This window comes from Curtobacterium sp. MCBA15_013 (assembly GCF_001865095.1).
Taxonomy (GTDB): Bacteria; Actinomycetota; Actinomycetes; order Actinomycetales; family Microbacteriaceae; genus Curtobacterium.
This window is the reverse complement of record NZ_MJGQ01000067.1, coordinates 69,847-82,632: the sequence shown is the minus strand read 5'-3', so window position 1 is coordinate 82,632 and position 12,786 is coordinate 69,847. Positions and strand designations below refer to the sequence as shown.

General features: G+C 66.2%; 14 protein-coding genes. 4 read left to right on the top strand and 10 right to left on the bottom strand.

The genetic code is table 11. From position 1 onward, the window contains the following. Window positions 1-321: 321 nt before the first annotated feature. The 7 genes from BIV01_RS17445 to BIV01_RS17415 all read right to left on the bottom strand — a co-directional run bounded on the left by BIV01_RS17445 (window position 322) and on the right by BIV01_RS17415 (window position 7,350). Complete coding sequence (locus tag BIV01_RS17445) at window positions 322-1,446, bottom strand: hypothetical protein (protein ID WP_139199549.1); 1,125 nt, start codon at window positions 1,444-1,446, stop codon at window positions 322-324. 73 nt (window positions 1,447-1,519) lie between these two features. Further along, window positions 1,520-2,332 (bottom strand): AAA family ATPase, encoded by an 813-nt coding sequence (locus tag BIV01_RS17440; RefSeq protein WP_071303685.1) that lies wholly within the window; start codon window positions 2,330-2,332, stop codon window positions 1,520-1,522. Then, window positions 2,329-3,720, bottom strand: coding sequence for a Mu transposase C-terminal domain-containing protein (locus BIV01_RS17435; protein WP_071303684.1), 1,392 nt, complete (start codon window positions 3,718-3,720; stop codon window positions 2,329-2,331). Before BIV01_RS17435 ends, BIV01_RS17440 begins: the two co-directional genes overlap by 4 nt. A gap of 6 nt (window positions 3,721-3,726) precedes the next feature. Then, the gene (locus BIV01_RS17430; RefSeq protein ID WP_071303683.1) at window positions 3,727-4,329 is read right to left on the bottom strand and encodes a recombinase family protein; all 603 of its coding nucleotides are present in this window, start codon (window positions 4,327-4,329) and stop codon (window positions 3,727-3,729) included. A 199-nt stretch (window positions 4,330-4,528) separates the two neighbouring features. Beyond that, window positions 4,529-4,753: a hypothetical protein gene (locus BIV01_RS17425; RefSeq protein WP_071303682.1), complete on the bottom strand. Its 225-nt coding sequence runs from the start codon at window positions 4,751-4,753 to the stop codon at window positions 4,529-4,531. Window positions 4,754-5,395: 642 nt separating this feature from the next. Then, the gene (locus BIV01_RS17420; RefSeq protein WP_071303681.1) at window positions 5,396-6,055 is read right to left on the bottom strand and encodes a response regulator transcription factor; all 660 of its coding nucleotides are present in this window, start codon (window positions 6,053-6,055) and stop codon (window positions 5,396-5,398) included. After that, the gene (locus BIV01_RS17415) at window positions 6,052-7,350 is read right to left on the bottom strand and encodes a sensor histidine kinase (protein ID WP_139199547.1); all 1,299 of its coding nucleotides are present in this window, start codon (window positions 7,348-7,350) and stop codon (window positions 6,052-6,054) included. Before BIV01_RS17415 ends, BIV01_RS17420 begins: the two co-directional genes overlap by 4 nt. An 84-nt stretch (window positions 7,351-7,434) precedes the next feature. Between BIV01_RS17415 and BIV01_RS17410 the strand changes: the two genes are divergently transcribed. From BIV01_RS17410 to BIV01_RS17400, 3 genes are all read left to right on the top strand, one after another. Next, entirely contained in the window at window positions 7,435-8,184 is a 750-nt protein-coding gene (locus BIV01_RS17410; protein WP_217642572.1) for a COG4705 family protein, read from the top strand. Between the two features lie 92 nt (window positions 8,185-8,276). Further along, window positions 8,277-8,930, top strand: a complete 654-nt coding sequence (locus BIV01_RS17405; protein WP_254791878.1) for a DedA family protein — start codon at window positions 8,277-8,279, stop codon at window positions 8,928-8,930. Continuing rightward, window positions 8,927-9,688 (top strand): COG4705 family protein, encoded by a 762-nt coding sequence (locus tag BIV01_RS17400; protein ID WP_071303678.1) that lies wholly within the window; start codon window positions 8,927-8,929, stop codon window positions 9,686-9,688. Before BIV01_RS17405 ends, BIV01_RS17400 begins: the two co-directional genes overlap by 4 nt. 202 nt (window positions 9,689-9,890) lie before the next feature. On the opposite strand, the gene BIV01_RS17395 is transcribed toward BIV01_RS17400, so the two are convergent. The 3 genes from BIV01_RS17395 to BIV01_RS17380 form a co-directional block, all read right to left on the bottom strand. Next, window positions 9,891-10,472 carry a recombinase family protein gene (locus tag BIV01_RS17395; protein ID WP_071303677.1) on the bottom strand — a complete coding sequence of 194 codons (582 nt, stop codon included), beginning with the start codon at window positions 10,470-10,472 and terminating at the stop codon, window positions 9,891-9,893. Between the two features lie 424 nt (window positions 10,473-10,896). Then, entirely contained in the window at window positions 10,897-11,706 is an 810-nt protein-coding gene (locus BIV01_RS17385; RefSeq protein ID WP_071303675.1) for a hypothetical protein, read from the bottom strand. A gap of 117 nt (window positions 11,707-11,823) precedes the next feature. Then, window positions 11,824-12,114, bottom strand: coding sequence for a hypothetical protein (locus BIV01_RS17380; RefSeq protein WP_139199545.1), 291 nt, complete (start codon window positions 12,112-12,114; stop codon window positions 11,824-11,826). Between the two features lie 122 nt (window positions 12,115-12,236). On the opposite strand from BIV01_RS17380, the gene BIV01_RS17375 reads away from it, so the two are divergent. Next, on the top strand, window positions 12,237-12,761 hold the full coding sequence (locus BIV01_RS17375) for a hypothetical protein (RefSeq protein ID WP_139199543.1): 525 nt from the start codon (window positions 12,237-12,239) through the stop codon (window positions 12,759-12,761). Window positions 12,762-12,786 lie beyond the last annotated feature (25 nt).

The following is a 12,786-nucleotide window of genomic DNA, read 5'->3' as shown; positions in this document are numbered from 1 at the left end:
CTCGGTGGGCTTCTTCGTTGTCGTCGGGCTCGTGCTGGGATGCGTGGCACTTGTCGTTGCTTCTTTGAAACGCGCGAGGTGCACGCTCTCGGTCCCAGGCGCGACAAGTATCGCCACGTCCACATGGGAACGGCTGCGGCAACGCCGTCACGTTGTGCGACGCGTCTCGTGAGCCGTAACGACGGCACCCGCTCCTGCGGAAGGGGCCAGCGTAGGCAGCTCAGTGATCAGCCGTGTGTTCGACGTTGGCGAGCGGTGGACATCGCCGATCGGTTGGGCGTACCTCGCAGCAGGCTGCAGGAACGCTGAGGTAGGTCTTGCCTACGTCCGCTTCTTGACCGTGCGGGTGGCGCGTTGCGCCATGCGAGCCGCCTTTTCTGCGGCTTTTTGCTGTCTGAGTTCGAGGTCCGGTGCACCGCCGGGGAGGGTCCCCGTGTAGGTGTTCGCGAATTCACGGTCCCGTCGCTTCTGAACGGGAACGTTGCGCGGCGCCTTGCCGGCCTTCTCGTGTGCTTCTTCTCGCTCAAGTTTTCGGACGAAGTCGCAGATCATGCGGATGTTCATGGCAGCGAGCAGAAACGTCATGAAGATCTGGGCGGCCGCGAACCCTCGGACCTGGCGGCGGGAGTCGTCGTGGAGGCTGCCGTACTTGGTGCTCTTCGCCATGGAGTTTCCGCCCTCGGAGAGGTTGCGGGCGTAGCCGTGGAAGTTGCGCCATTCCTTCGACTTGTAGCGCAGCGCTTGCTGAACTGGAGGCATGTCGTCCTGCGTGAAGAGCACGGAGTGCTGGCGGCAGATCTCGGGGAGGTCGTCGCCGATCGGGTACCCGTCCTCTTTCGGGTTCACCTCATCGAGCTTGCGCTTCTTCGCTTCGGAGACACGCTGGCTGATCTGCTTGAGTGGGCAGATGATCGTGGGGCTGTCGCCGGATGCAGGGCACATCATCGGAACGCGGCCCTGCTCGTCGGGTCGTGCCTTCGGACGCGCCGCGTAGTCTTCCCGCGCGTCGATGCGGACGTTGTAGGTCGCCTCGTCGATCTTGCCTTCCAGAACGTCCTTGCTGGCGGACTTGTACCTGCTCGGCATTGCTGGGCAGTAGCTGCCACCTTCGACGAAGATGAGGCCGGCGTGACCGCCGGCGGGGCCGAGGTTGTCGATGCGGTATTCGGTACTGGCTTCCCAGCCGAGCTTGCGTGCTGGCTTGTAGAGCCGTTCGGGAAGTGCGTTCGCCCAGTACTCCTTGTCGGCATCCGCGATGCCGGGCAAGTGGCCCGCGCCGACGATCGAGGCGAGGACGGCAGCCGCTGCCTCGGCTGTGCCGATACCCGGCATGCTCAGCGTTGCGGCCATGATGAGCTGCGGTGCAGACTTCCGGTCGCATTCTTCGAGGAAGACGCGTCGAGCCAGGGTTGCATTCCAACCCCAGAAGTACTCGGTCTCCTTCACGTACTGCGGTGCTTTGCCTGGTGTGTGAGCAGCTTCGCTCTGTGTCGTCGTTTTCGTTGCGGTCGGTGTCGGGTTAGGTGGTGCCGATGACGAGGGTGCTGCGGGCGGCTTCGACGACGTCGTTGGTGATGACGTCGAGCTCGTTGATCTTGAGGACGCGTTGGATCTGAGGGAGGAGGCGTTCGAGGAGTCGGAAGTTGCCGCGGGTGATGCGTTCGACGGCGGCGATGGCTTGTGCGTCGGTGAAGTCGTCGGGATCGAGTGTCTTGCCGAGCCTGCGCCATTGGCGTTCGAGGACGAACAGCAGCTCGTCGTGGCCGAGCGGACGGTACTGGTGGGCGAACCCAAGGCGGCTGTAGAGCTGCGGGTAGTGGCTGAACTGCTTCTCGATGCCGGGCATGCCGATGAGGATCATCGCGATACCCGTTCGGTCGTACTGGTCGCGGAGCCACTCGATCGCGTTGCCGGTGAGGCGTTCGGACTCGTCGATGATGATCAGCTCGAGCAGGGAGGGGTTGGGGCCGTGTGCGTGATCGAAGTGGCGGCCGTGGAGGAGGAGGTGTTCCTCGATGCAGTGTTCGGTGCGGAGCATGTCGTGCCGGAGGTCGTCCTGCAGGGCGCGCATCGTGGCGGAGACTTCGGGCGTGTAGAAGACGGTGCGGGCTCGGTGGGCGGCGGCGTAGATCTTGGTGTCGTCTTCGCTGCGTGCGGCCCATCTGGCGATGAACGGGCCGATGCTGTCCCAGTGCGCGTAGCGGCGGACTGAGAGGGTCTTGCCGACGCCGGCAGGGCCGAAGCAGACGCCGATGGTGTTCTGCTTCCGGACGGCGTCGGCGAACTCCGCGAACCGGCGGTGTTCCTTGGTGATGATGAACTGGCTCGTCATGACCGGTCCTCCTCGTAGGTCTTCAGTCGCGGTTGATCCGGTCCGGGTACTGGCGGGGTGTGATCATCGGGCGTGGGGCGGACGACCGCGATGCGTTCGCGGATCTGCCCGCGCAGGGCTCTGCGTTGGGCGTTCCGGGCGCCCTGGATCTGCTTGAGACTGATGGTCTCGGTCTGATGCTCGGTGTTGATGGCGGTGCAGAGGAACGCGTCGCGGTGGAAGACACGGATCTCGGTGACGTCGCGGGGGTTGTACCGGACGCTGACGGTGCTGCCCACAAAGGGCGCGAGGGTGGTTGCGGTGTAGCGGAGGCCTTCGAAGTGAATGCCGTCTCGTTGCACGACGCGCGTGGTCCGGACGGTGAGCAGGAACCCGTCGAGCTGCTCGAGGGAGTCCGGCAGTCGTGGCAGCCACCCGTCTGCGATCCACGCTTCCAGTGGGCTTCTCCGGAGCTCGCGGTGGGTGCGGGCGTTGTAGCGGCGGATGAACGTGTTGATGGCATTGTCGACACCGGCGAGATCCAGCGCCGGCGTCGGCGCCGAGGATCCGGGTGCGAGGTGGCCGGGGAGCGTTGGGAGCAGCTCGGTGTTGATGGTGCCGAAGAACCGCTCGATCTTCCCGCGGCCCTGGGGGCGAGCGACCTGCGAGTGGATGATGCGGAGGTGCAGCACGGCTGCTGTGTCGCCGATTCGGTGGCTGGTGAAGTCGGACCCGTGGTCCGTGTAGAGCACGTCTGGGATCCCGCAGACGGGCCAGTCCGGTTCCGGCTTGTGCCAGATCGCTTGCCGGAGCGCGAGCGCGGTGTTCGCGGCGGATGGGGCGCCGAGGAACACCATGTACCCGCAGACCGCGCGGGAGTAGTCGTCGAGGATCACCGTCAACCACGGCCGTTCGGGCTTGCCGTCAGGTCCGACGATGAGCAGATCGAGCATCGTGTGGTCCGCCTGCCAGATCGCATTGGGACGGTCTGCGCGACGTCGGAGCAGCAGTTCGTGCTTGTCCCGGTACGACGCGGGCCCCTCGAGCGCGAGCGTCACCATCCCGGGATCAAGCCCCTTCACGATCGACCGCACAACGGAGTACGACGGCGCTGAGAGACCTCGTTTGGTGCAGTAATTGTCGACCTGGCGGTGAATCGTGGCGATCGAGGGTCGTGGCTTGGTGAGTGCGAGCCCCTCAGTCAGACGCACCAGTTCCGGTGCCGTCCGTCGGGCGCCGTGATCGGTGCGGGTGCCGTCGGCAAGAGCCGGGTATCCGCCGGTTCGGTAGCGGGCAAGCCAGCGCTGCAGGGTGCGCTCGGCGACGCCCGTGGTGCGGGCCAGGGTGGCGAGCGGGATGGCGTCCTCGACGTGCAGTCGAAGGATGCCCCACCGCCCGCTCGCGTCCATGGCCAGCTACATCGTTGGGGAAGGCTTGATTCGTCGCGCCACGACGGGCTCGGCGTGCTTCGCGAGTGCACGGTAGATGGTGGTGCGGCTGACGCCGAGCACGTCGCCGATCTGCGCGACGGTCATGTCCTGCTGCTCGTAGAGCCGGCGCGCGGTGCGCACCTGGTCCGCGGAGAGCCGAGACGGTCGGCCGCCGGTCCGGCCTCGGGCTCGGGCGGCGGCGAGGCCGGCGTTGGTGCGTTCCTTGATGAGGTCACGTTCAAACTCCGCCAACGCGGCGAAGACATGGAACACGAGCCGCCCGCCGGGCGAGGTGGTGTCGATGGTCTCCTGCAGCGACCGGAACCCGATCCCGCGTTCCGCGAGAGCGTGCAGCTGATCGATGAGGTGCCGGATGGACCGGCCGAGCCGGTCGAGTCGCCAGACGACGAGAGTGTCGCCGGGGCGGAGCTGGTCGAGGAGCTTGTCGAGCTCGGGTCGGTGTTGGAGCGACCCGGACATGGTGTCGACGAACACGCGGTAGCAGCCGGCGGCGTTGAGCGCGTCGATCTGCAGCGACGCGTCCTGGTCTGTGGTGGACACGCGCGCGTACCCGAGGAGGTGACCCATGGGAAGAACGTAGCGAAACTCGACCAGGAGGGGTAGTGGCGGCACGTAGATTCCGGGACTGGGTTCCGTTACAAGACCCGCCGCCTCGCACCCTGGCGAAGCGTCGGTACGGACAGTTGTAGCGGAATCGTTCGTTTTCGCTACAACATGGAGACAGAGCTCTCCTGACCGAATGAGGGACGGCTTTTTGAACCGGCGGTTACTGCTGCCCGCGACGTGCTCGACGCAGGTCTGCGACGATGCGAGCGCGCTCGGGATCCTTGGCCAGCGTGCGGTCGTCGATGACATCGATGACGTGCTGGATCAGCGCGACGACCTGCTTGGACAGGAACGCGCTGAGCACGCCGACGACGGCGATGATGCCGGTCAGGGCAGCGGTACCACCGGAGGCCATCAGCATGTCCACCGTGTCGGTGATGGGCATGATGCCTCCTTCGGGGTTGGCCAGGTGCGGCCAGAACCCACCCGGCTTCGGGTGGGGGTATGAGGGCGCCGGCGCGCGTCGAAGCGCGCTCGGCGAAAGGCAGGAGCGGAGAGCTTCCTGCGGATGCCCGAGTCAGATCAGGGCATGAAAAAGGCCGGTCCCGAGAAGGCGGGCCGGAGACAGCGTCGTGCTGTCTTGAGTGTCAGTGGACAGCGCCTATGCGATACCCGCGAGATTCCGGGCAGACGTGTGTCGAGCAGCCTTAGGGTAGCGGAACAGGCGGGCATGAAAAAAAGCCGATCCAGAGGACCGGCTGTAGGCGCGCACTATGGACGCAGGACGATTCTGACACAGCCGGCGGACATTCGGCAAGCTTTTCGCGGTACAGGATCCCGGTGTCGACGAGGACCTTCGAGTGGTGCGACGGAGTGGCTGACGCAGAAATGGTCTGGGACTGAGGCTTAGTCGTTCCTTGGTGTGCTCCGGCGAAGGTAGTCCCGGAGGTGGTTCCCCATGGGCGTGTGGGTCGTGTGCGCAGTGGTCGTCGCTCTGCTGGTGATCGTCGGTTCGGTTGGAGCTGCGCTACTCGCAGTGGCCTCGGAAGCTGAGCGGGAGGGCCTTTTCGATGACTGAGCGGTGATCTCAGGCGGGTGTCCCGAGCCGGTACCCGACACCACGGACAGTGCTGATGAGGTCGCGGTCGGTCTTCCGGCGGATGTAGTGGACGTAGGTGTCGACCGTGCCGAGCTGCTCGCCGTTGTCGAACACCACGGACAGTAGGTGCTGCCGGGTGAACGCCCGGGACGGCTCACCTGCGAGCAGCCGGAGCAACGCGGTTTCCTTCTCGGTGAGCATCACCCGTCCCGCGTAGGGCGAGGTGATGCTGTTGTCCTCGGGATAGAACGCCCACCCGCCGATCTCGATGCTGGCACCGATGCCGGAGTAGTCGCGAGTGAGCGCGCGGAGCCGGGCGGTGAGTTCGTCGAAGTCGAACGGTTTGACGAGGTAGTCGTTGGCACCGGCGTCCAGCCCGGAGACACGGTCGTGGACCTCGCCGAGGGCCGTGAGCAGCAGGACGGGGGTGCTGATGCGTCGCCGTCGGAGGGTTGCGACCACCGTGGTGCCGTCGATGCCCGGGAGTCGACGGTCGATGACCATGACGTCGAAGTACTCCGCGGCAGCGGTCTCGAGCGCGGATTCACCGTCGGCGCAGAGCGTGACGGTCCACTGTTCGGCCAGCTCGTCAGCGACGAGCGGGCCGAGTCGGGGGTCGTCCTCGACGAGCAGCAGTCGGGGCATCATGCACGGGCCTCCCGATCGTGTTCCGGTGTGCTGACGGCTGTGATCGGGAGACGGAGTGCGAAGACCGTGCCGCTGCTGTCGGTGCGCTCGACGATGGCGTCACCGCCGGCTCTGACGGCGATGTCGCGGACCAACGCCAACCCGATTCCGTACCCAGTTCGGATGCTGGTTGTCGTGATCGCTTCGACGGGGGTGCCGTGGGCGAACCGGTCGAAGACCCGTGCTGGCTCGATGCCCACAACGCCGGGGCCCTCGTCCGCGACGCGGATCGTCACGCGACCGCCGTTGGTCGCCGCGGTGACGTGAACGCTCCCACCGGCCCGCGTGTGGCCGATGGCGTTGTCGGTCAAGGCGATCAGGCAGCGGTGCAGCTGTGTCTCCGACACCTGCACCACTGCGTCGACCGGGTCGACGTCGAGATGCACCTGCCGTTCGGTTGCGAGAACCTCCATGTCGCGGTGCACGGCCTCCATCGCGGCCCTCAGGTCAGCGGCGCCGTCCGAGCCACCCGACCCGGCACCTGCTTCGAGGAGGTCGTTGACGATGTTGATCAGGATCTGCGTGTCGCCGCGCAGCTCGTCGACGACCGGGCGCCGCCGGTCGTCCGCCGGGGTCATGCGTTGCAGACGTTGCACGCGTGCATGGAGCACCGTCAACGGGGTGCGGAGCTCGTGGCTGGCGTCCGCGACGAAGGTGCGCTGCATCCGTGCGGCTTCCGCGATCGGCCGCACTGCTCGACGGGCGATGACCCATGCTGCGATGCCGGCGAGGATGATCGCGAGGCCACCGACGCCAATGACCGCGATGCTCAGGTCGATGGTGTCGAGGTAGATGTGGATGTCGGTCGGTCCGGGGCGTTCGTGGAGCTGGTTCGGTGTCAGCTGCCACAGCACGTACGTCACGACGAGGACGATGATCGCGATCACGAGCGCAGCTGACACGACCGCGACGCGGAGTGCGATGCCGATCACCGATCGGCGGTACGCCAACCGGTCCGGGTCGGTCTCAGCACCAGACCGGAAAGACCATCGAGCCAGCGTCTCTGCGATCGCTGACCGCCACCCAGCCGACATGTGACCCCTTCCATGCAAGCGACGCCGGAACGCGAGGGGGAGGCGTTCCGGCGTCACCGCGTTGGCTCGATCCTGCCTCACTCGGAGCAGCACCGGCACGCCGAGCTTCGGCGTCGTCGGCCAAAAAACAGCTAAGAAACCCCGGCTGGGCAGGCAGAGGTGATTCTTGGTGGAGTCTTGCGCGCCCGTTTCTACCGTCGGAGCATCGCCGGTCCCGCACACCGCGGCACGGCCCGTCCCGACGAGGAGAACGCCATGTCCCACTCGCCCGCAGCGCCTATGCCAACCCGGAGCCGCTCGAACAAGGTGCCTGATCCGACCGCGTCATTCTGGATCATCAAGGTCCTCGCGACCACCGTCGGCGAGACCGCAGCGGACCTCCTCAGCGACACCGTCGGCCTCGGGCTGCCGCTGACGACGCTGATCATGGCGGTCGCGCTGGCCGCGTTCCTGGTGCTGCAGTTCCGGGCCCGCAGCTACCAGCCGCCGCTGTACTGGATCACCGTGGTGCTGATCAGCATCGTCGGAACCTGCGTCACCGACAACCTCACCGACGGCCTCGGCGTCCCCCTCGCGGTCAGCACCACCGTCTTCGGCGTCGCGCTGCTCGCCGTCTTCGCGATCTGGTACCGCACCGAGGGCACCCTGTCGATCCACAGCATCGACACGGTCCGCCGGGAGGCGTTCTACTGGCTCGCGATTCTGTTCACCTTCGCCCTCGGGACCGCCGCCGGTGACCTGATCGCCGAGCAGACCGGCCTGGGGTACTTCCCGTCCCTGCTGCTGTTCGCCGGCGCCATCGCGGTCACCGCTGCGGTCTGGTTCATCGGCCGTCGCGGCCCGGTCCTCTGCTTCTGGATCGCGTACATCCTCACCCGTCCCCTCGGTGCCTCCACCGGCGACCTGCTGTCAGCGTCCACGAAAGACGGCGGACTCGGGATCGGGACCATCACCACGAGCGTCGTGTTCTTCGCCGTCATCGCCGCGATCATCAGCTTCCTCGTGATCCGGCTCCGCCGCGAGGAACCCGCGCAGCGCAGCCGACTCACCGTCTGACCCAGTTCGCTGGTGCCGCCGTCGACTCGAATGGCGGCGGCACCAGCCCGTCCCGTGAAAGGCACCCCGTGCTCCACACCGTTCCCCTCGCAGTGAGCCTGTTCGACGCAGCCTCCGTGCTGCACGCGTTCGGCCCGTTCGTCCTCGCCGGGATCGCGCTGCTGATCTTCATCGAGTCCGGGGTCCTGTTCCCCTTCCTGCCCGGAGACTCGCTCCTCGTCACCGCAGCGATCATCAGCAGCACGCTCGGTGTGACACCGTGGCAGGTCGCCATCGTCGCCGCGATCGCCGCGATCGCCGGCGACCAGGTCGGCTACTGGATCGGGAAGCGCTTCGGGCGACGCCTGTTCAAGGACGACGCCCGCATCCTCACCACCGCTCGACTCGACGAAGCGGAGGCGTTCTTCACCAAGTGGGGCGGCCTCAGCCTGGTCCTCGGCCGGTTCGTCCCGATCGTCCGCACCTACGTCCCCCTCGCCGCCGGCACCGCGCAGATGCACTACCGCCGGTTTCTGCTCTTCAACCTCATCGGCGCGATCTCCTGGGCCTGCGGCCTGACCGCCGTCGGCGTCCTCCTCGGCGGCATCCCGCTCATCGCCCACAACATCGACGCGCTGATGATCGTCATCATCCTGTTCTCGATCCTCCCGATCGTCATCGGCGCATTCCGCCGCCGCCACGTCGCTCGGAGGAACCGCGACACGTCTGCGCCCGCATCCGCTGAGCGGACGGCCCGCGAGCAGTGAGTACCAGCACAGGCGCACAGAACCGGGTGCCGGAACTCACCGCGTCGTTCTGGCTGATCAAGGTCCTCACCACCGGGATGGGTGAAGCACTCTCCGACTTCCTCGTCACGCGCTTCGCCCCCGTCCCGACCGTGCTGATCACCGCGGTCCTCTTCGCGGTGATCCTCATCGTCCAGCTGCGGGCGGACCGATACCGGCCCTGGTTGTACTGGGGCACCGTTTCCATGGTGGGAGTCTTCGGCACCATGGTCGCCGACGTCACCCACGTCGCGCTCGGCGTCCCCTACGCGGTGTCGACGCCCGTGTTCCTCGCAGCACTCGTCGCCGTGTTCATCCTGTGGCGGCGCGTTGAGGGAACCGTCGACGTGCACACGATCACCAGCATCCGTCGGCAACTGTTCTACTGGGCCGCCGTGATCACGACGTTCGCAATGGGGACCGCCGCCGGAGACCTCGCCGCCAGCACCTTCCACCTCGGCTACCTCAGCGGCGGTCTCGTGTTCGTCGCCGCGATGATCGTCGTTGTCCTCGCACGGGCAACAGCGGTCCTCGGCCCTGTCACAGCGTTCTGGACCGCGTACGTCCTCACCCGACCCATCGGCGCATCCTTCGCCGACTACATCGCCGTCCCACACTCTCGAGGCGGCCTCGACGCGGGCACCGGACTCGTCAGCGCTGTCCTCCTCATTGCCATTGCCTTCACGGTGAGTTGGAAGAACTCGACGCAGCCAGCACCATCGGCCGGAACTGTCCGCTGACCCATCAGTTACCGGGACGCGGTCACGGCACAAAGCGAAGCCAGAAGGACGACACAGAACGAAGCTGCGCACAGGCGTGTCGACCTCTCGCGTCAACCTGTCCAGAAACGATCGTTTGCGGCTCTACACCTTCGCGAATCAGATCGCCTTAGGCTGTAAGCAGCTTCGCTCGGTGTCGTGCTTCTCGCTTCGCTCCGTGTCGTCAGCTGGCGGGCGGGTTCGCTCCGCCGCGCTGGATTGCCCGGTAGACGGTCGAGCGGGCGACACCGAACAGCTCGGCGATTTCGCTCGTGGTGTGCGTGCCGGCGCGATGCAGTGCGACCAGGTGCTTCTCCTGTGAGACGGAGAGCTTGGGCTTCTTCCCCCGGAGCTTGCCTGCGGCCTTGGCGATCGCCATGCCTTCGCGCGTGCGTGCGCGGATGAGGTCGGCTTCGAACTCCGCGACCATCCCGAGGACGTTGAACAGCAGCCGTCCCACCGGGTCGGTTGGGTCGTAGACGGAACCTCCGAGGTTCAACGTCACGCCCTTCCGCGTCAGCTCGTCCGCGATGTCACGAGCGTCCGGGAGAGACCTTGCGAGTCGGTCGAGCTTGGTGACGACGAGGACGTCGCCCTTCCGCCCGGCGGCGAGGGCTTCGCGGAGTCCAGGGCGTTCGCGGTTTATTCCGGTCATGCCGTGATCGACGTGGACGTTCTCGGGGTCGACGCCGAGTGAGTGGAGGCCGTCACGCTGCGCGGCGAGGTCCTGGCCAGAGGTCGAGACGCGGGCGTATCCGACGAGCATGCGACGACTGTAGCGTTTAAGGTACCTTCACCGGGCATTTATGCGGGACAGTCATACGGGAATCGCGGGCCCAGGTAACTGCTGGGTTCTGGCCCTCATCTCAAGGCGTCCAACTCTGTACCGGTGGACGACCGGCTATCGGAACGGTCCAGGAGACGCTCTGGCACAATCTCGCAGGGAGGTACGTCGATGGTCACCGAACGAGAAGCCGAACAGATGAGACGTGGATTCGTCGGTGGCGGGGCCGTCATCGCGGGTGCGATGGCACTGGTCGCCATGATGCTGGGGCAGGCATGGGCTCTTTGGCCCTTCATCCCTCTGCTGATCATCGAGATCGTGTTCGTCGTAGCGATCATTCGACGTAGACGGACCAGTAGCGGTCGGTCCGACCGGTAGCGGATCCCTCATCGGGCGTCTGGTCGTCTCAGAGCTTTGGTGTCGGCTGTTGGCGGGGGTTGAGGAGATCGCCGTCCCAGCTCAGGTCGTCATCTTCGTGCACCTCGAAGGCCTCGAAGTGTTCGTCCGCGAGGATGCTGTCGACGAGTGCGCGTGAGCCGGCGACGATCGTCGAGTCCCAGTCTTCCTCGGAAGCGATGACCCAGGTGTGATCTTCGGGCCAGATCAGCGACGTGTATGGCCCTTCCTGGCCGTAGCGGCTGCATTCCCATCCGGGGACGGTGCGCTGCGCCCACATGGGGTCCGCAAGCTCGTCCAAGCTTGAGCTGAATAACCACATGTCCCGACCGGGCCAGTGCATCTGCATGCGATCGCGCGCGAGCGTGTTTCGGCCTCCCGTGGCCCAGGGCGGGTTGCCGGTGCCTTCCCACGCTCCGATGACCAGGTTGTCCGGGGTCCGTGTCGCGGCCCGCAGGTGCGTGGTCAGGACCGCGAGATCCTCCGGGTTGAACCACCCATCGTCGGACTGACCGACACTCCACCCATCCGACCAGTCCCTCGTCTGCTCGTCATCGCTGATGCGGAACCACTGCACCAAGGGATGCATCACCCGGCCATTGCGGCGCGCAACCTCGGCCCACCGCCAACGCGTGTGCTCGACATCGACGGGATTGCCCCACTCGTCGAGCGTGTTCGGGTCAGAATGGTGCGCATCTACCGGGTGCAGCAGCCGCGCGTACGCCTCGAAGCCCGTGCCAGCGACACCGGCGACAGTCGCCCATTGACCGGCTCGGTTCACCAGCCAATTGCCTCGCAGGGCTTCGGTCAACAGGAGCACCGCATCAGCATCCCACGGCGAACGCCTTCACCCAGGAAAAGCAGTCTCAGAAGACCGTGGCCTCCCGAGACAACTGCCGGCGTCCGCAGGGAGCCTAGATGAGCCTCGGTCGGCTGCTCAAACTTCGCGGGGTTCCCGCCCTGCAACGTTCGTCTCCCAGTGCGCGAAGACGATTGAATCGCCCAGGCTCAATTCCCGAGCGATCGCCGCAGCCAGGCGCTCACCCTTGAGCCGCTGCTCCTGGCCGATCCGTGCATCCGGCCAGCCAGTCTCGTAGGAGTATAGCGACTCGAATGTCGCAGCCCACTTGCGGATGTCAGCCTCCAGCCACGCCGGTAGCTGAGGCTCCCCATCCGGCGCTCCACCGTCATCCCGCCAGATCGGCCAATCCGCGCTGTAATCGTTCATGAGCCGGTACCGCATGTCCACAGGATCGCATGGGCGCCAGCACCGTGGCCCGGTGGAGGATCCTCTACCGGGCGGGTGCCCGGTTGGAACCACCGCCGCGCTCGCCCTATAGCCTCCTTGGCGTGCGCATCTCCGACGTCGACGTCGAGCCCAGAACCGGGTCGCGCTCTGGGGTGGTCGTGCTCGGAATCGCGAGCGCAATCGCCGGAGTGCTCGCGATCATCGGGTGGCCGTTGCCTGTCATCTCGTCGACACATGGCCGAGGTCAGCATGCTTGGCCACGGACCATCCGAGGAGTCCAGGACTGGTTTGCGCACGACGGCTGGCGGATGTCTGGCGCATCGTGGATCTACGGTGCTTTCGCGGTCGTCGCCGCGGCCGCCGTGCTCGTTCTGCTTCATCCTGCTTGGAGCGGCCGCCGCGCCTTGCTCATCGTCGTCGTGCCGGCCGGAGCGTTACTCGTGCTGGGCCCTGCACTGCAATGGGCTCTCGGGCTGCCTTGGTCTAACTACGGAAGTGGGTCGATCGGCGGCACGGTCATTGGCATCGTTGCGACGGTTGTGTGCGGCGCCGTGCTCATGGCCTTCCGTCGGGCAGCGAAGCGAAGGGCCCGACGCGACAAAGAGCACGGGACGCTCGCTCACTGACTTGGTGAGCCAGCGGGCGGCTTCC